The 23,318-nt window shown below is 68.3% G+C and carries 12 protein-coding genes and 1 pseudogene; 5 read left to right on the forward strand and 8 right to left on the reverse strand.

The features are described 5' to 3' along the window. The first annotated feature begins 502 nt into the window (after window positions 1–502). From RJT50_RS15420 to RJT50_RS15430, 3 genes are all read left to right on the forward strand, one after another. Window positions 503–1,267, forward strand: a complete 765-nt coding sequence (locus tag RJT50_RS15420; RefSeq protein ID WP_313692484.1) for an IclR family transcriptional regulator — start codon at window positions 503–505, stop codon at window positions 1,265–1,267. A gap of 477 nt (window positions 1,268–1,744) precedes the next feature. Further along, window positions 1,745–3,196, forward strand: a complete 1,452-nt coding sequence (gene xacF / locus RJT50_RS15425; protein WP_313692486.1) for a 2,5-dioxovalerate dehydrogenase — start codon at window positions 1,745–1,747, stop codon at window positions 3,194–3,196. Between the two features lie 202 nt (window positions 3,197–3,398). Continuing rightward, window positions 3,399–4,337 carry a dihydrodipicolinate synthase family protein gene (locus RJT50_RS15430; RefSeq protein WP_313692488.1) on the forward strand — a complete coding sequence of 313 codons (939 nt, stop codon included), beginning with the start codon at window positions 3,399–3,401 and terminating at the stop codon, window positions 4,335–4,337. A 144-nt stretch (window positions 4,338–4,481) separates the two neighbouring features. Here the strand turns inward: RJT50_RS15430 and RJT50_RS15435 are convergent, their stop codons facing one another. The 6 genes and pseudogenes from RJT50_RS15435 to RJT50_RS15455 all read right to left on the reverse strand — a co-directional run bounded on the left by RJT50_RS15435 (window position 4,482) and on the right by RJT50_RS15455 (window position 11,178). After that, entirely contained in the window at window positions 4,482–5,546 is a 1,065-nt protein-coding gene (locus tag RJT50_RS15435) for a mannonate dehydratase (RefSeq protein WP_313692490.1), read from the reverse strand. A 188-nt stretch (window positions 5,547–5,734) separates the two neighbouring features. Next, complete coding sequence (locus tag RJT50_RS15440) at window positions 5,735–7,417, reverse strand: thiamine pyrophosphate-binding protein (protein ID WP_313692491.1); 1,683 nt, start codon at window positions 7,415–7,417, stop codon at window positions 5,735–5,737. Between the two features lie 687 nt (window positions 7,418–8,104). Then, a complete protein-coding gene (locus tag RJT50_RS18715) occupies window positions 8,105–8,626 on the reverse strand; it encodes a DUF7260 family protein (RefSeq protein ID WP_425499739.1) in 522 nt (173 codons plus the stop codon). Further along, a pseudogene (locus tag RJT50_RS18720) lies at window positions 8,530–8,895 on the reverse strand (DUF7260 family protein); the annotation flags it as partial. The pseudogene RJT50_RS18720 and the gene RJT50_RS18715, both read right to left, overlap by 97 nt. A 1-nt stretch (window position 8,896) precedes the next feature. Continuing rightward, complete coding sequence (locus RJT50_RS15450; RefSeq protein WP_313692493.1) at window positions 8,897–9,883, reverse strand: DUF7551 domain-containing protein; 987 nt, start codon at window positions 9,881–9,883, stop codon at window positions 8,897–8,899. Window positions 9,884–9,987: 104 nt separating this feature from the next. After that, window positions 9,988–11,178, reverse strand: coding sequence for an ABC transporter substrate-binding protein (locus RJT50_RS15455; RefSeq protein ID WP_313692494.1), 1,191 nt, complete (start codon window positions 11,176–11,178; stop codon window positions 9,988–9,990). Window positions 11,179–11,523: 345 nt separating this feature from the next. On the opposite strand from RJT50_RS15455, the gene RJT50_RS15460 reads away from it, so the two are divergent. Next, window positions 11,524–12,543 carry an LLM class flavin-dependent oxidoreductase gene (locus RJT50_RS15460; RefSeq protein WP_313692495.1) on the forward strand — a complete coding sequence of 340 codons (1,020 nt, stop codon included), beginning with the start codon at window positions 11,524–11,526 and terminating at the stop codon, window positions 12,541–12,543. Window positions 12,544–12,546: 3 nt separating this feature from the next. Here the strand turns inward: RJT50_RS15460 and RJT50_RS15465 are convergent, their stop codons facing one another. Next, window positions 12,547–13,314, reverse strand: a complete 768-nt coding sequence (locus RJT50_RS15465; RefSeq protein ID WP_313692497.1) for a helix-turn-helix transcriptional regulator — start codon at window positions 13,312–13,314, stop codon at window positions 12,547–12,549. Between the two features lie 256 nt (window positions 13,315–13,570). On the opposite strand from RJT50_RS15465, the gene RJT50_RS15470 reads away from it, so the two are divergent. Beyond that, complete coding sequence (locus tag RJT50_RS15470; RefSeq protein WP_313692498.1) at window positions 13,571–21,334, forward strand: beta strand repeat-containing protein; 7,764 nt, start codon at window positions 13,571–13,573, stop codon at window positions 21,332–21,334. 539 nt (window positions 21,335–21,873) lie between these two features. Here RJT50_RS15470 and RJT50_RS15475 read toward each other — a convergent pair. Beyond that, complete coding sequence (locus RJT50_RS15475) at window positions 21,874–23,274, reverse strand: twin-arginine translocation signal domain-containing protein (RefSeq protein ID WP_313692499.1); 1,401 nt, start codon at window positions 23,272–23,274, stop codon at window positions 21,874–21,876. Window positions 23,275–23,318: the final 44 nt, after the last annotated feature.

Consider the following 23,318-nt stretch of genomic DNA (forward strand, 5'->3'; position numbering starts at 1 on the left):
AGTTTCGTCGACGCCGTTCGCCGAATCTAACGCCGAACGTCGCTCGCCGAAACCAGCCGTCCACGAGCGCCGACCGCCCCCTGGCGTTCTTTCCTGGCGAACAACGGTGGGAGAGCCGCCGAACGCCGGAGGGATTACACGAATACCGGTGTAACGGAGCCTCCCTGAACCGGTGCTGGCGTCGAATTCCCATTACAGTGATACTATTGTAATTGTCCGACCGGATTCGGGGAGATCCCCGTCGTCGTTCGGAACCGCCGTCGATCGGGAGCGAAGTGATCGCGTTCGGACGCTTCTGAAAGTGCCGATACTGAATTCCTGCGTGGCTGAAAGCGACGATTCGTCAGGAAAGAACGAATTTCGTCCGGCGCGGCGGCGGGACCGCGGAGAACGGGCGGGAGAGCACGGTTCCGCCGGCAGCGGGAGAAATCGGCGCGAAACGGCGGCGAATCGTTCTCCGCTCGAAAACAAGAGTTATGCCGCTCCACGTCAACGTCTCACTATGACAACTGATGGCTCACGGAAGATCGAAACCGTCCAGAACACGTGTCGGATCATAAACGCCCTGCGGGACTCCGGCGGAAGCGGTATCACGGAGATCGCAACCAGCCTCGACTTCTCGAAGAGCGCCGTCCACGGCCACCTGGCGACGCTCCGGGACGAGGGGCTCGTGATAAAGAACGGACACACCTACAGGCTGAGCCTCCGGTTTCTCCAGATCGCCGAGGAAGTGAAAAACCAGATCGCGGACTACAAGATCGTCAAGGAGGAGGTCAACCGCCTCGCCCAGGAGACGGGTGAAGTCGTCCACTTCGGAACCGAGGAGCAGGGCCGGATCGTCTACCTCTCGAAGGCTCGCGGCGACGTCGCCGTGGAGACCGCATCACGGATCGGCAACCGCATGCCGATGCACTCCACCTCGCTCGGCAAGGCGATCCTGGCGGAGCTCCCCCAGGAGCGGTGTGGGGAGATCATCGATCGGTACGAACTGTCCGGAAAGACGGACAGGACGATCACCACTCCCGAGCGACTCAGGGAGAACCTGGAGGAAACTCGGCAGCGAAGCTACGCGATCGACGACGAGGAGAACATCCGCGGCGTCCGCTGTATCGGCATGGCGGTCTCGGCACCCGACGCCGGCGTGATGGGAGCGTTGAGCATCTCCGGCCCCTCGAAGCGGATGACCGACGAACGGATGGACGAGGAACTCGAGGACAAGATCGCACAGGCGGCCAACGTCATCGAGGTCAATTCACGATACTCCTGACGGTCGGCCGTCCCGCCCGATCTCTTCCTCCAGACTCTCGCGGGTCGCGTCACACGGTTGGCCACCGGAACGGACTCGTCGGGAAACGAGTCCACCGGAGGAACGAACCTGCCGGGAGAACGAGCCCGCCATCGTCGAACGATTCCACTGCACGGTCAGTCGGCACCGTGTCGCGGTGCGTAGCCGCAGCGTTGACACACCCAGACCGTTCGATCCGAGTACTCGACCGACTGCCGGCAGTTCGGGCAAACGTACTCCATGTGGTGCCGATTTTGTTCGTTGATTAATATACGTTACTACGACGAACTCCGGCGTCCAGCTCGCGGGGTCGGTGGCCGTCCGAATCGGACTGGGACCCGCCCTGACTGCCGGCGAGAATCCGCCGGCCGGCTCACGCCGTTCTCCGCCAGATAACGCACCGCGTGGCGTTCGGTCACCAAAACATTAGTAACCCGCGATGGAGAAGGTCGGAACGACATGGCGAGAGAGTACGGCAACTACGTCAACGGCGAGTGGGTCGATTCGGAATCGGGAGAGACGTTCGAGGTGGTGAATCCGGCGAGCACGGACGAAGTGGTCGCCCGGTTCCAGAACTCGACGACGGGCGACGTCGAAACCGCGATCGAGGCCGCCGTCGGAACGCAGGACCACTGGGCCGACACGCCGGGCCCGGAGCGTGGCGCGCTCTTGAATCGTGCGGGCCAGGCGCTCGACGCACGGTCGGAGGAAGCGACCGAGGCGCTCGTGCGCGAAGAGGGGAAGACGTGGGCCGAAGCCGCCGGCGAAGTCCAGCGGGCCGTCGACATCTTCGCGTACTACGGGCAGAAGGCGCGCGACCTCGGCGGCGTGGTCAAATCGCCGAGCGGACGCAGGACGGAACTGTACACGAAGCGCGAACCGCTCGGCACCGTCAGCATCATCACGCCGTGGAACTACCCGATCGCGATCCCGGCGTGGAAGCTCGCGCCCGCGCTCGCGGCCGGCAACACCGTGGTCGCCAAACCCGCGTCGGAAGCGCCGAACTCGACGCGAATCATCTTCGAGTGTCTCGACGAGGCCGGCCTGCCCGACGGCGTCGCGAACTACGTGACCGGCCCGGGGAGCGAGGTCGGCGCCCCGCTCGCCGGTCACGACGGGATCGACGGCGTCTCGTTCACGGGCAGTACCGCCGTCGGGACGACCGTCGCCCGGGCCGCCGCGACGGACCTCAAACGCGTGCAGTGCGAGATGGGCGGGAAGAACCCGACCGTCGTGATGCCGAGCGCCGACGTCGAGGAAGCCGTCAAGATACTCGGCGTCGGCGCGTTCGGCACGACCGGGCAGTCCTGTACCGCGGCCTCGCGCGCCATCGTCCACGAGCAGGTGTACGACGAGTTCGTCGAGGCGATGGTGGAGTACGCTGACGCGATCGAGGTCGGTTCCGGCCTCGAGAACCCCGACGTCGGTCCGCACGTCTCCCAGGGGGAAGTCGAATCGACGCTCGAGTACGTCGATCACGGACGGGATGAGGGCGCGACCCTGGAGACCGGCGGCGAGCGGCTCACTGACGGCGAGTACGCGGACGGGTACTACGTCCGGCCCGCCGTCTTCTCCGACGTCGACAACGACATGCGGATCGCACAGGAGGAGATCTTCGGCCCGGTGCTGTCGGTCATCGAAGCCAGCGACTTCGAGGACGCCCTCGAGCTGGCCAACGACGTCGAGTACGGCCTCTCGGCGAGCATCGTCACCCAGGACCTGACCGAGGCCGACGAGTTCCTCGACGGGATCGAGGCCGGCGTCGCGAAGGTCAACGAAAAGACGACCGGGCTCGAACTCCACGTCCCGTTCGGCGGCTACAAGCAGTCCTCGACGAACACCTACCGCGAACAGGGCGACGCGGGGCTCGACTTCTTCACCTCCACGAAGACGGTCTACCGGAACTACTGAGACCGGCGCGTTCCGCCCTTCCCGTCGGCGACCGCCGCGCTTTCTCGGACTGTGGCCGATCCTCGTCGGACTCCCTTCGGCGGGCTGTGTAGTTCTCGCGCGGACGGGAGCGGCCGACGGGTCGGACCACGTCGAACGGGCCCGCGTCGAACGCTTTGCTTCGTGAGGTAGTTTTATAACTATTGAATTCTTCTTTCGGGTGATGCCGAGAGCAGGTGACGAGGTTAAGGAGCGTCTGCGAGGCGTCGCAGCCGGGCTCCTTACACCGTTTGACAAAAACGGCGACGTCGAATACTGGAAGATCGAGGAGAACGCGAGTTCGCTGTACGACAGCGGCCTGCGTTCGTTCCTCGCGGCCGCAAACATCAGCGAGTACCACTCGCTGACACAGGAGGAGCGCGTGGGGGTGACGGAGGCGAGCCTCGACGGGCTCCCCTCAGACGCCTGTGTGCTCGCCGGGGTCGGCGGCAGCACGGAGGACGCCGTGAAGCTGATTCGCGCGTACGACCGCCTCGGCGCCGACGCGCACATGATCATGCCGCCCGACCACACGTACGTCCACGAACAGGGCCTGCTGGACTACTTCGAGGACCTCGCGTCGGTCACGGACACGCCGTTCGCACCGTACATCCGGGCGTTCGATCCGTCGGTCGAGTTCCTGGCCAGCCTCACGCGAGTCGAGAACGTCGTCGGGATCAAGTACGCGATCGAGGACCCCGTCAAACTCGGCGCGGCGATCGCCGCCGGCTCCGACGACGTGGTCTGGGTCGACGGGCTCGCGGAGCCGTACGCGGTCAGTTACTGGGGCGAGGGCATCGAAGGGTTCTCCGCGGGCGTCAGTAACTTCCGCCCCGAAGTCGGCCTCGAACTGTTCGACGCGCTCACCGCGGAGAACTGGGAGCGCGCCCGGGAGCTCCGGAACATCTGTCTCCCGTACCAGGAGTTCCGCGACAGGACCGGGCAGAACAACACGCTCGGGGGTGCGGTCAGCGTCCCGGCGGTCAAGAAGGGACTCGAACTCGCCGGACTCCACGGCGGGAACGTCCGGAAGCCGATTCGGCCGCTCTCGGCCGAGGACGAGGCCGAAGCCGAAGCGATCTACCGGGAACTGGACGACGACATCAGTCGCCTCGTCGGGTAACGCGGTTCGAGCGCGTCGGAGCGACGCGGACGGGCAGCGTCGAGGGCCGGGACCGTGATTCTCACGGCGCTCTTTTTCAGCGTCCACGACGGGGACGTGTACGGCCGATCGGACGCCGGCGGAAGGCGCTCGGGCGGCGGGTCGCTACTCGCCTCGGACGGTGTCGACGACGCCCCGGAGGTAGCCGACGGTGAACCCGCGGGCGCGGTGTCGCCAGTCGTCGTCGCCTTCCATCTTCGGGACGTGGTCCGGGATGACCGCGCCCTCGAAGCCGACGTCGTCGAGCGTTCTGACGGCCTCGGCGGTGTCGAAGTTCCCCTCGTCGACGAACGTCTCGTTGAACTCGGGGACGGTGCCGACGACGTCGCGGAAGTGGATGAACACGATCTGGTCGCGTTCGGCGAACTGGCGGAGCACGTCGGTGACGTCCTCGCCCATCTGGGAGAAACAGCCGAGACAGAGTTTCAGCCCGTGGTTGTCGCTCGGGACGTGCTCCATCGCGCGCTCGAAGTTCGCCACGTTGCGGAACAGTCGGGGAATCCTGCCCATCGATTCGAGGACGGGCGGATCGACCGGGTGGAGCGCCAGTCGGACGCCCGCCTCCTCGGCGACGGGAACGACTTCCTCCAGGAACGCCTCGTAGTTCGCCCAGAACTCCGCTTCCTCGTAGGCCCTGTCCAGTCCGGGCGCGAGCGCGTCGGGGTCGTCGATCTCGTCGAAGTCGAAGGCGGTGCCCTCCGCGCCGCCGCGCAGTTCGACCGGTTCGGTCCGCATCGGAACCACGCCCCGGGGGTTCCACTGGTAGCCCAGGATCGGGACGTCGGCCTCGCCGAGGTTGCGGATCAGCGTCGTGATCTGTTCGAGCGCGTCCCGTTTCCCCTCGCGGCCGAACATGATGTCGCCGTAGAGCGAGTACGGCAGCGACTGGATGCCGGTGAGACGCAGGCCGTGGGATTCGACCTGCTCGCGGGCGGCTTCCAGTTCCGCGACTGAGGGGATCGAATCCCGACCCACCGCGACCGTGTCCGACCCGTCGCGGTCGTTGAACTCGTCCGGCTCCTCCTCGGTGTCGGCGTGGTCGACGAAGACGTCAGTCGCACCAAGCTGTCGGACGTACCGGAGGCGGGAGTCCGAGAGCGTGCGCGTCCGAACGCCGACTCGGATGTCGCTTCGGGTCTCGGCACTGGCGTTGGCGGAGCTTCCAGTCATGGTACCACCACTGGCACGGGGGAGCATAAACGTCCATGTTTCGGTCAGACTCGCTGTCCCCGGCGGTGGTGGCGTCTCCATCGTTGACTGACGGCCCCTCCGTGAACTGACGACTCCGTCGTGGGCTGACGACCTCGGCGGACCGCGCCGGTTTCCGAAGCGACGTGAAAGGGAACCGGCGGGGCCGGTCACTCGACCTCGAGCGCGGACTCGTAGTCGCCGGCGTCCACGGGGGAGGGTTCCTCGGCGGGGATGTCGACGTCGACGAGCGTCGGCCCGTCCTCGTCGAACGCGTCCGCCATCGCGGTTGCGAGACCGCTCCGGGTGCTCACTCTGACGCCGGTGCACCCGAACCCCTCCGCGATGGACACGAAGTCGGGCGAGTCCCACTCGAAGCGGTGCCCGTCCGTGTAGCGGTCGATCTTCGGCGACTGGCTGATGATCCCGTAGTCGCCGTTGTTGAGGACGACGGTCGTCACGTCCAGCCCGTGCTCGACCGCCGTGTGGAGTTCGGTGAGAGACATCATCAGGCCGCCGTCGCCGGTGAGCGCGACGACCTCACGGTCGGGGTGGGCGAACTTCGCGCCGAGTGCGGCGGGGAGGCCGACACCCATTCCCGCCCACGAGCCCGACGTGACGTACCCGCGTTCGTCGTAGGCTTCGAACGCCTGCTTGGCCCACAGCCTGAATCCCCCGATGTCCGTCGTCACGATGGCGTCCCGCGGGATGACGTCCCGGACGGTCCCGAGCGCGCCGGGCGTGTGAATCGGGTCGTCGGCGAGCAGCCCGTCCGCCTCGAGGTGGTCGAAGTACTCCTCCCGGGCCGTCGTGGCCAGCGCCGCGCCGTTCCACGTCTCGGCCCGCTGCGAGCGCGCCGCGAGCCCGTCGATCAACTGCCCGCCGGCGACGGCGACGTCGGCGACGATAGGGACGTCGGACGCGTAGCCGTTGTCGATGTCCTCGGGGTCGAGATTGACGTGTATCAACGTCTCACCCATCGGGAGGGTCCAGTCGGCCGTGGTCACGCCGTCGAAGTCGGTCCCGAGCGCCAGGACGACGTCGGCCGCCTCCAGCACCCGATGGGCGCTCGCGGGAAGATGTTTGGCCGACACGCCGAGGAACTGCGCGTCGTCCTCCGGAACGACTCCCTTGCCCTTGTACGAGGCGAGCACGGGCGCGTCGAGACGCTCTGCAAGCTCCCGGGCGATCCGACCGCCGTCGGGTGACCGTCTCGTCCCGCCGCCGACGTACACGAGCGGGCGTTCGGCGCTCGCCAGCGCGTCCACCGCGTCGGGGTACCCTCCGTCGCTATCGACGCTCGCACGCCCGCGTTCCACGGGTTTCCGTTCGGCCTCGAACGTCGCCTCCAGTATCGAACTCGGAACCCCGATTCGAACCGGACCGAACGGCGGCGTCAACGCGGTTTCGATCGCTCCGTGGACGGTCCCGGTGAGTTCGGCTCGCGACTCGACGTTGACGTTCGCTTTCACGACGTTATCGTACGTGTCGGGAGGAATCTCGTGAATCGGCCCCTTCCCCCGATCCTCCGGATCGATGTCGGCCGAGACGTGAACGACGGGAACGCAGTCGTCCGCGGCGTTTTTCAGCCCGTGCATCGCGTTCGTGTCACCGGGGCCGGGGACGGTCAACGTCGCCGCCGGCCGGCCCGTCGCCTCGTAGTATCCCCACGCGACGTGGGGAATCGACGTCTCGTGACGGGCCATCACGTACGTCATCTCGTCGCGTTCGGCGACGACCCGATCGAGCGGGAGCGTCTGCGTTCCGGGGAGCCCGACCAGGAGTTCGATGCCCGCATCGACCAGCGCATCGTAGACGTGATCGCCGCCCCGCTTCGTGGTTCGCTCGGACATGGGGAATCTTCGTTCCGAACTCCGTGGTCCGGGCGTTATAGTTTCGGGTGTCCACCGACCGCTCGCGACACGCTCCGCGGCGCCCGGACGGGGCAACGAAAAATATAGTCGTTCCATATATAATGGATAGATTATGTTTCTGCCGAACCGCAACGGAGGTCGCCCCGAACCGCGAGAGAAGACGATCGGCGTCGTCGGAGACCGTGACCGGGACGGGTCCAGTCGCGTCGCCCTGAAGACGGACCGATCGACCGCGTGCCGGAAAACACGCCGGAGGCGGCTCTCCCGACGACACTCCCGCACTGGTCGAGACAAACGACCGTGCGATCCATCTCCCGTCACGTTCGTGACCTCCCGACCGTTCGAACTGCCCGTCATCACCATCTCTGTCCGTCGAACGGGTGGTTTCTGACGGCCCGACCCCGGATTCTACGTCGGACACCGACGGCTCCGAATCGATCAGTCGCGGCCGGACGTTTCCCGGATGTGGCGACGAGCGAACGCCGACTCGGCCCCCTCGCCGAGCTCGTGACCGTCCGTTCCAAATAGGTACTTGTTCTTATATTATCTACATGGAACCAGTATTTTGTTATTTGAGGCGGCGATCACACGCGGCTCGTCGGTGAACGTCCGGTTGGCTGCCCGAAGCCGTTCGCGGCGAGCAGGTCGCGGACCGCGGCGCACGGCTCAGCCCCGCACCACCAGGTGGCTCCGCACCGCTCGCTGGCACTCCGCGCACGTCCGATCGACCCGGGCGACCGTCGCCAGCAGCGGGTGGTCGACCGGGAAGTCCCGGTAGACGGACGGGATCAGACTCCGGTGGCTGACCCCGATTTCACCGCCGCGGCTCGTGGCGCTCCCGAGGAACGCCTGACGCTGCCGGACGAGGCCCGCACATCGCTCACGGTGGGCCGCGAGCGTCTCGTGGCGGGCCCGAAGGTCGTCGAAGTCGAGCGCGGACAGCGGCGTCTCGTCCGTCGCGGCGATCCACGTCGTGATCTCGTCGACGACGGCTCCGGCGTCCTCGAGCCGTGCTGCTTCGCGTTCGAGCGCGCGCGAGCCAGGACGTCGGTTTCGATCCGGCGCGTCCCGGCCTCCGAGAGGATCGCCCGCTTCAGCCGGGGTGAAAACGAGGTGTCCGTCGTCGGAGCGAGCGCGGCCGCGAGCGGCTCCGAGAACTCGGCCCGGATCGTCGCGTGGAGCGACGATGGTTCGTCGCCGTCCCCGCCGCAGTGGGGACGAACCGTCTCGGCGAACGCACGCCGGACGGCCTGACATCGGTCGTCGGTCGAACGGGCGCTCCGGGCCTCCACTCCCGCCGTCGCGGTGACGCGCCGCGGGGACGATGGAGCCGGCTCTGGCGGGAGATCCGCCACCCGGGAGCGGAAGCGATCGATCGCATCGCGCTTCGTCTCGACCGACTCCAGTTCGCACCGGGCGCGAGCGACGGCGTCGTCGATACGGGTGGTCACCGCCACCTCACACCCCCCGCCGGATGGACGCGCTGGCGAGTCCGTTCTGGCGCGCGTCCAGCGCGACTTCGAGCCGAATCAGCCAGCCGTCGTCGACGTCGTCCACGTCGATCGACGTGGGGATCGACCGTGGCCCGTGACGGACGAGTTCGACCACGACGGGCAACACGGGCAGGCGGTCCTCGTGGGGCGACAGCGCGTAGTCGGACAGCAGGACGTTCACCGCCCGGGTCTCGCCGTCGGGATCGGCCGACGACGGCGACCACAGGTAGCTCCCGAGCAGCCCGCGTCGTTCGAGCCGTGTGAGCGTGGCCCCGACGGGATGGTCGGTCGCCGGCGGGGCGGGCAGTCGACCGGCGGCGGTGGCGACGACCTCGGCCTGCTCGTCGGGCGTGAGCCGTCGATCGATCTCGGCCGCCATGCGTTCAAGCAGACGGAGACAGAGGTCGTCGAGGTCCCCGACGCGCTCGGCGTACTCGACGTAGGCGTCCACGACGGCCGACTCGACGGCGTCGTGACCGGCCGCCGAGAGCGCCTCGAAGACGGCCGCAGCGACGCGATGGCAGAACTCGACCCGGTCCGAGCGACTGGAATCTGACGAGGTCGGTCCGAACGCGGTACCCGTCGCGCCCTCGGAGTCGGGACCGTCGCTCGGCCCGGGAGTCGAGCCCGGTTCGCCGTTCGCTCCGGGGGACGAGTCCGGATCGTCGGCCCGCGCCCGGCCGGGGTCGTACTCGGCGGTGACGTGGTCACGACCCTCCTGGCAGACGATGACGTCGTAGTAGGGCAGTCGCGGGTCGTATCGCCGGAGTGCCGCCCGGTACCGCTCGGTCGCGTCCGCGGCCGCCCGTGCGCTCGCTCGGCTCTCGAACCGGAGTCCCGCCGCGGGGACCGGCCGGTCGCCGTAGCGAGCACAGACGAGGACGTACGTGCCGTCGTCGCTCGCCAGGCCCTCGATGTGTGACCGAATCTCGCCGAGCGTCGTTCCGATCATGTGTCGTTCGAGTGTGGATAGTTCGTGTCCGTTCGAGACCGGTCAACGGCGGCCGGGGACGCAGGCGCACGCGTTCACCGCGAGGGAACTGTGTTGCCCATCGGTCAGACCTCCCCGTTGACGATGTCCGCGACGCGCCCTCGGTCGAACAGTTCGTCGTCGCCGGCCACGTCGCCGAACTCCTCGGGAAACAGCTGCTTTGCCGCGCGTTCGGTCAGGAACAGGTTGTGGATCGGCCCCTGGTTGAGGTAGCCGCCGCGGTAGACGCGCCCGTTCCGGACGGCCGCGAGTTCGCTGGCGACGGCGTGGTCCTCCATGAACGCGAGCACCGTGTCGCGGAACTCGGACGCCGTCTTTCGCTCGTGGCCGCGGATGAGCAGCACGTCCGGGTCGATCTCGAGCAGCGTCTCGTAGTCGAGTTCGCCGCGGTTGGTCGTGCTGAGGTTCTCGATGTCGGTCCCCGCGAGCGCGTCGGTGACGCCGAGATCGCGCCACTGCTTCTTGCTCGTCCCCTCGTCGGTGAGTCGGTACGGCGAGAACGTCTCCGGCTCGGTGGTCCCCTCGAAGGTGAGGAACACGTCGGGCCGCTCGTCCGCCGGCGGGAGTCGCGTCCGTATCTCCGCGATGAACTCGTCGTGAAGCTGCTTGAACGCCTCGTATCGCTCGCGCTCCTGGAACACCTCGGCGATCTTCTCGAACGCCTGGTAGAGCGTGTAGTACCGGTAGTCGTGCCAGTCGTCGGAGCGACGGAAGATCAGGTTGCCGACGAACGGGGCGACGTTCCCGGCGATCTCGTCGACGTCCGACTGATCCCAGTCGAACCAGTTGATGAGCATCCCCGGGTCGTACAGGTGGACGTCGTTGTCGAGTTCGTAGAACTGTTCCTTGGTCCGGACCTCGGGGTTCGCCTCGATCCGGTCCCGTTCGAGGCTCACCCCGGGCAGTTCGTCGTAGACGTCCGTGTAGTACCGATCCGCCCCGCCGATCCCGGTCATCCCGGACGCCTGCCCGAGCGCGACCCCCATGTCGGCGTACCCGCCGTCGTAGGCGATCCACCGCTCGGGCACCCAGTCGAACGTGACCTCGCCGACCGGCGCCATCGTGACCGCGTAGGACCCATCCCCGGTCGTCGTGGACTCCCCGGTCGGCTCCGTCGTGTCAGCCGCCGTCGGCGACGTTCCCGCCCCCGTCTCGCCCGCACAGCCCGCGAGGAGCCCGCCGCCGAGGACCGCCCCGCCGTACTTCACGGAGTCCCTGCGTGTCAGCCGCCCGCCCCGTTCGGAGTCTCGTTCCATGCGGTTTAGGCCCGCCTAAATACACATAGTCGTTTCGGTTATTAGGTCGGCCAAAAACGGCGGTCGCTTCGGCACTTCACGGGCGGGCGCGCTCGGGAGCCGACGAGGGCCCCGCGTCCGGGGGCGATCAACGCCGGGGCGGGAACCTGATGGAGAGTTCCTCCGGCGGAAAGCTGACCACTCGATCAGTGCCGAACGGCGACGCGACGAGCCGGACCGAGCCGGCTAACGTCGCCTTCTCGGGGTGTCCGTTCCGCGGCACCGGCACGCGGGGTCGTTCGGAATCGCTCGGACCGACGGGTCGACTAACCAAACCGTTAACCATCGCAGCCACCGAACCCGGACATGGATCTCTCCGCCGTCGACCTGTCCCCTGTTCCGGCCGGCGGGACCGCGAGCGACGCGTACGCAGACACCGTGGAGGTCGCCCGGCAGGCCGAAGGGCTCGGCTACTCGCGGTTCTGGGTGGCCGAGCACCACGGCATGGCCGGCTCCATCGCCGGGGTCGCTCCCGAAGTGCTGCTCGGGCACCTCGCGGCCGAGACGGACTCGATCCGGCTCGGGTCCGGCGCGGTGCTGCTCAACCACTACAGCCCGTTCAAGGTCGCCGAACAGTTCGGCGCGCTCGACGCGCTCGCGCCGGGCCGAATCGACGCAGGGCTCGGGCGGGCGAACGGGTCGCCCGCCGCCGACCGCGCGCTCGGGACCGACCGCCACGTGCAGAGTCCCGACGAGGACCACGCGGAGAAGATCGAAGCCGTCGTGAACCACCTCGCCGACGACTACCCGGCGGATCACCCCTACGGCGACCTGCAGATCCCACGTTCGGGCGAGGACGCGCCGATGCCGTGGGTGCTCGGGTCGAGCCCGTCGAGCGCGCGGATCGCCGGCGAGCTCGGGTTGCCGTACTGTTTTGCCGCGTTCATCCGGCCGGGGCTGGCGACCCGGTCGTTCGAGACGTACCGCGAGGAGTTCCGGTCGTCGCCGGCGGGCGGCGTCGACGAGCCGCAGGGGATGCTCGCCGTGAACGCGGTCTGTGCGGAGACCGACGAGGGGGCCGCGCGGCTCCGGGCCGTGGCCGAAGCGTCGTACAGGCGGATGCAACGGGGCGTCGTCGGCACGAGACCGTCCGTCGAGGAGGCCGTCGACGAACTCGGCGGGGTCCCGGACCCGACGCCCGCGACGCTCGACGGCGACGAGTGGCCGCGGGCGGTCTCCGGGAGCCCGGAGACGCTCCCCGACCTGCTGGAGCAGTTCACGGATCGGGTCGGCGTCGACGAGGTGATGATCCAGCACATCCACGGGACCCACGAGGACGCGCTCCGGTCCCACGAACTGTTGGCCGAGGGCGTCGGACTCGCGTAGGCGTCAGATCGGCTCGGCGGCCGCCCGACATCGCTCGTAGAGGGCTTCGAGCCACGCTCTCGCGGCGGGCCGGTCCGATTCGACGTGGACGGTCGGCAGCCCCGTCGCGGGGTCGTGGCCCACGACGCTGACGTCCGCGTCGTCGATCGCGAACGAGAACGGGACGTCGGCGTCGGGGGCGGCGAGGATCGAGAGGTTCTCGTTCGCCGTCACCGCCCGGAACGCCTCGCCGCCGACCGTCTCGTGGGACTCCAGGGCGCTCGCGGCGAACACCCGCTCGATGTGGCCTCTGTCCTCGAGGGCGGGGGTCGCGCGTTGCAGCGCCTCGACCGCGGTCGTGCTGACGATCGTGCCGCGGGACCCGCTCGTCTCACCGAACCGGTCGATCACGTGGTCGACGACGCGGTAGGGGTTGGACGCATCCGCGACGACGACCTCCGCGCCCGTGAACAGGTGCGCGTGCTCGACGAGCGCCGGGTGGTCGACGAGCTCCAGCAACGGCTCGAGTCGGCCGATGCTCTCGACGGCCGTCTCGTACGTCCGGCCGGCCGCCAGCAACGCCGCACCGAGGCTCGTCGTCCGATAGCCCTCGCCGGTGTTCTCCAGCAGGCCACCCTCCTCGAGGGCCACGGTCGCGCGGTACACGGTCGTCCGGGAGAGGTCCGTCCGCTCGGTGAGCTGTTTCCGGGAGAGCGCGTCGTCGCGGCAGGCGGCGAGCAGCCGTTTCCGTCGGAGGATCGAGCGCGGCCGGTCGTCGTCCGGCGGTTCCATGGGCCACCTCGCCGTCCGATCGTTATAATGGTTCACTTGTAAACCGGCTGTTCGTCGGTGAACCGCCCGTTCACCGAAAACCTATCAGCCCATCGATGGTTATAACCGGTCGTTTTCGGAGGAGTCGCGTAATGATCGCCGCACCGTCCCGGCGTCCTCCCGTCCGGCGACGCGGGCCGCTCGCCCCCGCGACCGGGTCCGCTCACCAGCACGAACGCGCACAGTCGCCCGCAACCGCCCCGGACGCGGCCGACCGATGAGGCGGGTCCTCTCGCTCGCCGTCGTGGTGGTCGTCCTGCTCGGGAGCGTCACGGTCGCCGGGACGGCACCCTTGGCCGGGGTCGCGGCCGCGGCCGGCAACGGCGCGACCCTCTCGGTGACGACCGTCTCGACGAACGGGCCGGTCGACGCCGGCGGGACCCTGACGGTCGAAGCGACGGTCGAGAACGTCGGCGACGACGCCGGGGGAACGCCCGTCAGCCTCGCCGTGAACGGGACGAACGTGGACGACGAGACGGTTTCGCTTGCGGCGGGCGCGAACGAGACGGTCACGCTCTCGTACGACGTGCCGTCCGGCGCGGACACCGGATCGCTCGTCGCCACCGTCTCGACGGCGAACGACAGCGCGGAGCGGACGGTCTCGGTCGACGGCAACGAGACGCTGTCGGGGACGCTGACCGACGGCGCGACCGGCGACGCGCTCCCGGGCGTGACCGTGACGGTGGACGACGGCGAGCGCACCCGGACCGTCCAGACCGACGCCAGCGGCACGTACTCGGTGACGGTGCTGAACGCCTCGGCGGTCACGGTCTCGGCGACCGCGACCGTCGCCGGGGTCGAGGAGTCCGTCGAGATCAACGGGTCGAACGCGACGACCGTCGACGGCCCGACGACGCTCGACCTCGAACTGTATCCCGAACTGCCCGGATCGGGGACGGAGGACGATCCGTATCAGATCGGGAACGCCCGCGAGTTGCAGGCGATGAGTCAGGACCTCTCGGGGCACTACGTACTCGTCGACGACGTGAACGCGAGCGGGGCGGCCGACTGGAACGGCGGGAAGGGGTTCGATCCGGTCGGGACGACGGACGACCTTACTGATCCGGACCCAGCGACCATGTTCGCGGGGTCCCTCGACGGGCAAGACCGGTCGATAACGGGCCTCTCGATCAACCGCTCTAACGAACTGGCCGTCGGACTGTTCGGTGCGGCAAGCGATCCGACGGTCTCGAACGTCTCGCTCGTCGACCTCGACGTGACTGGGGCGTCGCTCGATGACGTTGGAGATATCACCGCGACTGGCGGACTAGTCGGAGTAACTGCTGGCCTCGACGCGTCTTCGATTGATGCGTCAGGTTCTGTTAGTACAGGTCATTTACAAGGCGGCCTCGTCGGCGGTTGGTTTGACTCGAATAACCCGATGTCTCTCGAACTCAACAACGTCAGTTCAACCGTCGACGTGACCACCGACGAGATTACGTATAGCAGTGGTGGGGTCGTCGGAATCTGGAGGGGTCCAGCGACGATCAAGGACTCTCGGGCAACCGGTGATGTTGTTGGCATTGGAGCTAGCGCCGGCGGATTTGCCGGGTCCCTAGATCGAGCGGAACTCACCAACGTCTCGGCGACTGGAACCGTACGGCCGCCGGACGGTAAACAGGTCAACAGAGCTGGCGGGCTCGTTGGTGAGCTCGAAGATGGAAACGTTAGCCGCTCGGCTGCAACCGGCGATGTGCGCACTGACGGCGGAAATTACGCTGGTGGATTGATCGGTGATAGCGACGGAATGGTTTCCATCAACGAGTCATACACGACGGGGAACGTGAGCGGTGAGAGCTATGCTGGTGGGCTTATTGGCACCGATGCCGTGGAGATTTCGAACTCCTACGCCACCGGAACGGTAGAGAGTAACAACTGGGCCGGAGGTTTCGTCGGGAGCGAAGCAGCCAGCATTTCCAACTCCTACGCCACAGGGTCCGTTAACGGCAGCGACGTCGGCGGTATCGCCGGTGAATTAGTCAGTGAAATGACGAACGTCTACTGGAACGCGAGCACGGCGGCGAACGCTACCACTTCCGGTGCCGCTACGGGAGCAACTGGTCTCACGCCCGCTCAGATGACCGGCGCGAACGCCACTAAGCACATGGACGGCCTCGACCACGAGACGACCTGGCTCGCAGTCGAGGACGAGGACACGTATCCGGTGCTCGGCTGGCAGGTCGAGTCATACGACCTCGCACTCGCCGACGACGAAATCGACGTGGGGAACACAACCGAGGCGACGGTCGACGTCACGTTAGCCGACGGCACACAGGCGACCGCGACGGCCACCTCGAACTACACCACCGAGGGCAACGTCTCGGTCGACGACGGGACCGTCACCGCTGACACCTACGGGACTGACACCGTGATCGCTTCCGGGGGCGGCCTGTCCGATTCGGCGTCGATCACCGCGCTCGGGTCGGGTTTCCAGGTCGAGAGCGTCGACGGCCCGGCCGACGTGAACGCCGACGAGACGTACTCGTTCGAGGCGACCGTCGCGAACGTCGGTAACGTCGAGGGGACCGGGAACGTCACGCTCTCGTTCGACGGCACCGAGCTAACCGACGAATCGGTGACGCTCGCCGCGGGCGAGCGTAGGACGATTACCGTGGAGTACACGATTCCCGCTGACGCCGACACCGGCACGGTCGACCTGAACGCGACCACGCCCGACGATAACGCGACCGCGGCGGTCGCGGTCAACGGGTACCGGACGCTCTCGGGCACGCTCACTGACGGCGTGAGCGGCGAGAAACTCTCGGGCGTCGACGTACTCGTCGACGGTGTTGTCGTCGCTACTACGAACGCCAGCGGCTACTACGAGGGCCAGGCTCACGACAACGCGACCGTCGAGGCCGGCGCGACGGCGACCGTCGTGGGAGCCGAGGGTGACGTCGAGATCACGGCGACGAACGGGACGACCATCGTCGGGAACACGACCGCGAACCTGACGCTGTGGGCGGAACTCGACGGCGATGGAACCGAACAGTCGCCGTACGAGATCGGGAACGCCTACGAACTTCAGGCGATGAGCCAGGACCTCTCGGCGAACTACACGCTCGTCTCCGACGTAGACGCGAGCGGAACTGCTGCGTGGAACGACGGCGCGGGCTTCGACCCGATCGCCGGCGATAACGACGTGATTTTCTCGGGGACCTTCGATGGCGACGATCACGCCGTCGAGAAACTGGCGATCGATCGCCCCGGAGAGAACAACGTCGGACTGTTCGGTACGACGAACGGGACCATCCACGACGTCGCGCTCGCGAATGCGTCGGTCGTCGGAGACAACCGCGTCGGTGGCCTGGTTGGGATTAACGAGGGAGCGATCACGAACGCGACGGTGAGCGGATCGGTTCGTGGAACCACTCCAGTCGGCGGATTAGTTGGCGATTTGGAGGCCCCCGTCACGAACGTCTCCGCCACGGCGAACGTGAACGGTTCGAGAGCGGTTGGTGGACTCGTCGGCGAGCAGAGTACCCACGGGGCGATCGATCGCTCGTGGGCGAGCGGAACCGTGACGGGAACCAGTAGTGATATCGGCGGACTGATCGGGCAGTCTCAGGGATACCCGTCCGTCACCAACTCGTGGGCGAGCGGCGACGTAATCGGTGACGGGGCCACCGGATACGTCGGCGGATTCGGTGGGAACATCGAACCGGTCCTGTCGAACGTGAGCGCCACCGGCGACGTGACGGCACCGGACGCCGACAGCGTTGGCGGGCTCGTCGGGGCGGCAGCCGCGGGAGAAATCACGAACACGCGGGCCAGCGGGAACGTAACCGGCGACGAAGAAGTCGGCGGCCTGATCGGTTACGCGTACGAGACCTCCCGATCGTACGCGACCGGGACCGTGACCGGCAACGCATCGGTCGGCGGGGCCATCGGATATATTTCGTCCTACGGCTCGACTACCGACGTCTACTGGGACGTGAACGCGACGGGCCGGATCGCCTCCGCCGGCAACGCGACCGGGCTCACGACCGCGAACATGACCGGCGCGAACGCCACCGAGAACATGGCCCTGGACTTCGAAACAGCCTGGGGGCCGACGACCGGCTATCCCCACCTCCGCTGGAACGACGCCCGGGCGGAACCCGTCTTCGCGGTGACGACCGTCGAGCCACCGGCCACCGTCGCCGCGAACCGGACGCTCGCCGCGAACGCGACCGTCGAGAACGTCGGTGCCGCCGACGGGGCGAAGGACGTGACCCTCTCGTTCGACGGCACCCCGATCGCCACGAAGTCGGTGACGCTCGCCGCGGGCGCGAACGAGACGGTCAGCATCGAGGGCCTCGTGCCCGCAGACACCGCGCCCGGCGAGTACGAGGTCCTCGTCACGTCACCGGCCGGCGGCGCGGCCAGCGCGACCGTCGAGGTGAAGACGCTCAACACGCTCTCCGGGACGGTCACCGACGGCGTGTCGGGCGATGCGCTCGACGACGAGACGGTGGTGGTCGAGTACGCCTCCGGAAGGGCGAAAACGGTCCAGACCGACGCCACGGGCTCGTACACCGTCGAGGTGTTCGACGGGAGCGAGGTGACCGTCTCCGCTAACGTGACCGCCGACGCGATCGAGAACCCGCAGATCAACGACTCCGCGACATTCACCGTCGATGGCGACGAGACGGTCTCCCTCGAACTGTGGCCCGAACTCGACGGCGAGGGGACCGAGGCGAACCCGTACGAGATCTCGAACGCCTACGAGTTGCAGGCGATGAATCGGGACCGGTCGGCCGACTATCAACTCGTCGAGGACGTCGACGCGAGCGGGACTGCCGAATGGAACGACGGGAAGGGGTTCGACCCGGTCGGCGACAGCCTCGCCGCCAGTTTCACGGGGACCCTCGACGGTGACGGGCACACGATCACGGAGATGACCATCGACCGGCCTGCAGGGAGCAACGTCGGGTTGTTCGGCTTCATGAACGGTCACGTCTCGAACGCCACGATACGTGACGCGACCGTTACCGGCGACGAGTCGGTCGGCGGACTCGCCGGCGACCTCTTCGGTTCGGTGACCAACCTGTCGGTGTCTGCGAACGTCAGCGGCACCGAAAACGTGGGTGGCATCGTCGGCTATCACTCGGGGACGGTGGACGCATCGGCTGTTTCGGGGACCGTCAGTGGAACCGAGGACGTGGGCGGGCTCGGTGGCAACGCGGATTCATCGGCAACGGTAACTGATTCCCACGCCGCAAGCACCGTCAGCGGGGCCGAAGAGGTGGGCGGACTCGTTGGCTCCCTCGCGAATGCAGGAACAGTCGAGAACTCCTACGCGATCGGCGACGTTTCCGGCGACTCCCAGGTTGGCGGTCTCCTCGGGAGCGCGGGTTCGTATTCGACGGTCACCGACGCCTACTGGGACGTGGACGCGACGAACCAGTCAACCTCCGCCGACGACGCAATCGGACTCACCACCGACCAACTGACCGGCGTCGCACCGCTTCAGACCATGTCCGGGTTCGACTTCGAGACCACCTGGCAGCTCTCCACCGGCTACCCGCAACTCCGGTCCCAGGGGCTCGCACCCGTCGGCCCGCTCGCCATCGAGCACGTCGAGGCCGACGGCGAGGTCGTCGAGGGCCGTCCGCTCGCGGTGACCGTGACCGTCGAGAACGTCGGTGACGCGACCTCGGACGGACGGGTGAGGCTGGCCGCCGGCGGCGAGACGGTGAACCGATCGGCCGAACTGGCGCTCGCTCCGGGGGAGAACCGGACTGTCACCCTCGAATGGACTCCGGAGGACGTATCCTCGGGCACGCACGCGCTGACCGTCGCGTCCGCCTACGACGACGACGCCACGACCGTCCAGGTCGTGGGTATCGGTTCGGTCGAGGGCACCGTCACCGACGACGTGACCGGCGAGCCGATCGCGGACGCGACCGTCACCGTCGGGAACGGCACGTACGGGCCGTACGACGCGACGACCGGCGCGGACGGGTCGTTCGCGCTCGCGGACGTGCCAGCGGGCGATTACGAGGTGACCGTCGACGCCGACGGCTATCACGGCGAGACGACGGCGGACGTCGCGGTCCACGACGGTGACGCGACGGACCTCGGGACGCGAACGCTGACGGGCAACGCTTCGATCAGCGGGACCGTCGACGGAGCGCTCTTCGACACCCCGCTCGGGAACGCCACTGTGACGGCCGCGAACCCCGGCGGAACGTACACCGCACGGACCGCCGTCGACGGCACGTACACCATCGACGGCGTCCCCGGGACCGGCGACGCGTACGCCATCGTCGCCGACGCGAACGGATACGAGCCGAACGCGACGGCCCACACGCCCGTGACCGTGTTCGAGGGCGCGGCCGTCACCGGAATCGACGCCGCGCTCGCCGGCGACGCCACGCTCGACGCGACCGTCCTCGACGCGCGGGCCGTCGGCACCCACGGCATCGAGGACGCCGACCTGCGACTCACGCGGACCGCGGACGGCGCGTCCGTCACGTTCGAACACGCGACCGACGCGAACGGGACCTTCTCGCGCGCCGTCCCCGGTACGGGGGCCGACTACGAACTGGCGGTCGCGGCCGACGGTTACCTGTCCGCGAGCGAGGCGGTCGGCACCGTCGGCGGGGGCGACTCCGTCGGCGTCGACGCCGAACTCGTCGGCGACGCCACGGTCGCCGGAACCGTCACCGACGACGTCACCGGCGAACCCGTCGCGAACGCGACCGTCACCGTCGGGGACGGAAACGGAACGTACCGCGCCGAGACCGACGTCGACGGCGCGTACGCGGTCACGGTTCCGGGGACGGGCAGCGACTACGCGGTGACCGCCCAGCCGGACGCCCCGTTCCGGACGGCGGGCGCGACGAACGCCACCGTCGACTCCAACCGGACCGTCACGGCGGACCTCGCGCTCGGACGGGTGTCGACGTACGTCGCCGTCGACGCGCTCGGTTCGCCCGGCACGGTCGAGGAGGACGACCGCTTCACCGTGACCGCCACGGTGACGAACCTCGGCGCCGACGGCGGAAACGCGACCGTGGAGTACCGCCGCAACGGCACCGTCGTCGACTCGGCGACCGTCTCGCCGGACGCCGGGAACGCGACGGTCGTCACGTTCGAGGACGCAATCGGCGAGCCGGGGACGTACGTGCTCGGGGTCCGAACCGCGGACGAGACGGTCTCGAACTCGATCGACGCCACCCGAGCGACCGGTGGCGGCGGCTCCGACGACGACGGTGGTTCCGCCGGCGACGACGACGGGTCGGCTTCCTCCGGCGAGCCGGACGACGTGGCGACGGTGGCCGCCGAGATGGACACCGACGGCCACGCCACCGCGACCGTCTCGGACGGTGCCACGGGGACGGTCCGAGTCGAACTCGGCGACCTCGTTCGAGACGACGCGAGCGGCACCGCGATCACGCGGGTCGACCTCTCGCTCGACCGGGGCGGGAGCGACGTCACGTTTACCGCCGACTCGCTGTCCGAGCGGCCGGCGGGGACGAGCGGCTTCAGGCCGGAAGGCGGTGCTTCCGCGTCCGAGGCACTCGCTTACTTCGAGCTGACCGCCACGGGCGAGGACGGGGACGATAGCCAGCGTCTCGACTCGGCGACGGTCCGCTTCGCGGTCGAGGCCGACCGGCTCGAAGGGGACGAACTCGACCGCGAGAACGTCGTCCTCCACCGGTTCGACGAGGACGACGGGGAGTGGGAGGCGCTGGAGACTGCGGCCGTCGAAACGACGGACGGGCGGGTCGTCTACGAGGCGACCACCCCGGGCTTCTCGGTGTTCGCGGTCGGCGCGGGGAACGGCTCCGCCGACGACCCCGGTGGCGCGTCGACACCCGACGGCGGTACAATCCTGACCGAGTCACCGACGCCGACGGGAACGCAGCCGTCGAGCGTCGGCACTACCGACGCGGACCAACGGTCGACGAACACCGAGGGTCCCGGGTTCGGGGGTGCCGTCACGCTCCTCGCGCTCCTCTCCGTCGCGTTCGTCGTTCGGCGGAGGGCGTAGGGACCGTCCCTCTCGGCTCCGCCCCGTCCGCGACTCGTCGGTCGGCCACCGACCGATCGCGGCACGCCCTCGGGCGGCCGTCCCTCGTGTCCGAGTGTCCGCTACTCGACACGTGTCGCGTCGCGGGAACCGGCACACCGGGAGTTCCGCCTCCCGCGCCAGCACCAACACTGAACGGAGGACGGCCCGGACCGGCACTCGCTGCCCGAGCCCGACGTGGTCCCGGAAGAGATACATAACGGTAGAGCTACACTTATCGAGTTCGTTCCGAGGCCATGGAGCACCCCGAGCACGACCCGCACCAGCTACTGGATCAGACGCCGCTGTTGGAGGCGACCCGCGACGGCCCGCTCGACCGGTCGAGAAAGGGGGAGTAGCAGGTCCGACTTCAGGTGGGGAAGGGGGGAACGAAGCCGGATCGAGGGAGGTGTGCCATCCCCGTCCGTACCCGGACCCCTCCGATACTTAACGGAAACTATGACTTCGATCGTCGTTTCAGTTTCCGGGTGCCGAACCGGCGTGGGGCCGGTAGCCGGTCCTTACCGCCGGTTCCCGTCGGCGGGCGGGTCGGAGTCGTCGGTGTTCAGCCCCGCGGGGAACGAGTCGACGACCCGGACCGAGGACTGCGTGCCGGTCACGATCGGCGTGCCGGTCACGTCGAACCGCGTGTTCCGGATCGTCCCCCCGGAGTCCGAGACGAACCGGACGCCGTTGCGGTCCCTGCCCGACTGAACGATGGAGCAGTCGTCGATCACGCAGTCGCTCCGGCCGCTGATCTCCATCGCGCTCCTCGTCGCGGCCGACCCGCGGATCGTGACCGAGTCGAACGTGATCGTCCCGCCCGTCGGGGTGTCGCCCAGGGGCGGCTTGGCCCTGATCCCGTTGATCCCGTCGGCGTCGACCCGGATGTCGGTGTCCCGGACCGTCCCCGAGACCAGCCGGTCCCCGAGCGTGATCGCGCCCCCGCTCCCGGACACCGTCCGGAGTTCGATCGTGCAGTCCTCGACCCGCACGCCGTCCCCGTGCGTGAGTCGGATGCCGCGCATGTTCTCGTACCCGTCCGGCGCGGCGTCGTTCCGGACGTGGACGCCGCGGACGACGCTGTCGTTGCCGACCCGGACGTTCGAGATGTCGGAGTTCGCGTAGTAGCCGCCGACGACCTCAACCCGACCGCGGAGGGGGTCCGCGTAGAGGCCGTTGTCGGGAAAGCCGACGATCAGGCAGTCCGCAAAGCGGAGTTCGCCGCGGTGGTCGTCGCCGACGAGACAGCCGTTCGAGGAGGTGTCCCGCACGGCCCCGTCGGGGAGCCGAAGCCGTTCGACGAGCCCTTTCCCCTCCGGGCTGGTTACGTCGGTCCGCAACATTCCGCTGCCGAGACTCTGGGTGCCGGCCACGGTCAAGTCGCGGATGAGCAGTCCGTCGTCAACCAGCGCGCTCACCGGCCGGGAGCCGGCGTCGGCCGCGCGGAAGTCAAACGCGAGCCCGTCGATCAGCAGGTTCGAGGCCTGCCCGGCGCGGCCGAAGTCGAAGAACGGGTCGTCGAACCCCTCCGGGGGGACGATGACCGCGCCGTCGCCGACGAGGCCGACGTTGTCGAACGAGAGGTGCCGGACGGTGTCGTCCACCAGGTAGCGCCCCTTCGGAAGGTACACCAGCGTGTCGTCGGCCAGGTGCTCCTCGAGCAGCGGGACGACCGACCGCTCCGCGTCCGTGTCGGCCCCGACGGCCGAGAGGTCGACCACCGTCTCGAAGCGGTCGGCGTACTCCCCGGCGGCCGCGGGCGTCTCGGTCGCGTCGGCGGTCGGCGAGCTGGCGGGTGAGCGGTCGGCCGGCGGCTCCGTGGTGGTCCGGTCCTCGTCCGGCAACAGCCCGCCACAGCCGGCGGTCGCCGTCGCCACCCCGGTCGCGCCGAGCGCCTGTAGGAACCGTCGCCTGTCCATGGAAGTCGGTACGCACCGTTCGGGTCGGATCCACTTCAGTATGG

It is taken from the genome of Halobaculum sp. XH14, assembly GCF_032116555.1.
Classification (GTDB): Archaea; Halobacteriota; Halobacteria; order Halobacteriales; family Haloferacaceae; genus Halorarum; species Halorarum halobium.

What these genes read in the sequence shown, in the direction of transcription:
- RJT50_RS15475 (WP_313692499.1), bottom strand. Translation starts at nt 23,274, where the DNA reads ATGGACAGGCGACGGTTCCTACAGGCGCTCGGCGCGACCGGGGTGGCG.
- RJT50_RS15430 (WP_313692488.1), top strand. Translation starts at nt 3,399, where the DNA reads ATGCCGAGAGCAGGTGACGAGGTTAAGGAGCGTCTGCGAGGCGTCGCA.
- RJT50_RS15465 (WP_313692497.1), bottom strand. Translation starts at nt 13,314, where the DNA reads ATGGAACCGCCGGACGACGACCGGCCGCGCTCGATCCTCCGACGGAAA.
- RJT50_RS15455 (WP_313692494.1), bottom strand. Translation starts at nt 11,178, where the DNA reads ATGGAACGAGACTCCGAACGGGGCGGGCGGCTGACACGCAGGGACTCC.
- RJT50_RS15470 (WP_313692498.1), top strand. Translation starts at nt 13,571, where the DNA reads ATGAGGCGGGTCCTCTCGCTCGCCGTCGTGGTGGTCGTCCTGCTCGGG.
- RJT50_RS15435 (WP_313692490.1), bottom strand. Translation starts at nt 5,546, where the DNA reads ATGACTGGAAGCTCCGCCAACGCCAGTGCCGAGACCCGAAGCGACATC.
- RJT50_RS15460 (WP_313692495.1), top strand. Translation starts at nt 11,524, where the DNA reads ATGGATCTCTCCGCCGTCGACCTGTCCCCTGTTCCGGCCGGCGGGACC.
- RJT50_RS15450 (WP_313692493.1), bottom strand. Translation starts at nt 9,883, where the DNA reads ATGATCGGAACGACGCTCGGCGAGATTCGGTCACACATCGAGGGCCTG.
- RJT50_RS15420 (WP_313692484.1), top strand. Translation starts at nt 503, where the DNA reads ATGACAACTGATGGCTCACGGAAGATCGAAACCGTCCAGAACACGTGT.
- xacF (WP_313692486.1), top strand. Translation starts at nt 1,745, where the DNA reads ATGGCGAGAGAGTACGGCAACTACGTCAACGGCGAGTGGGTCGATTCG.
- RJT50_RS15440 (WP_313692491.1), bottom strand. Translation starts at nt 7,417, where the DNA reads ATGTCCGAGCGAACCACGAAGCGGGGCGGCGATCACGTCTACGATGCG.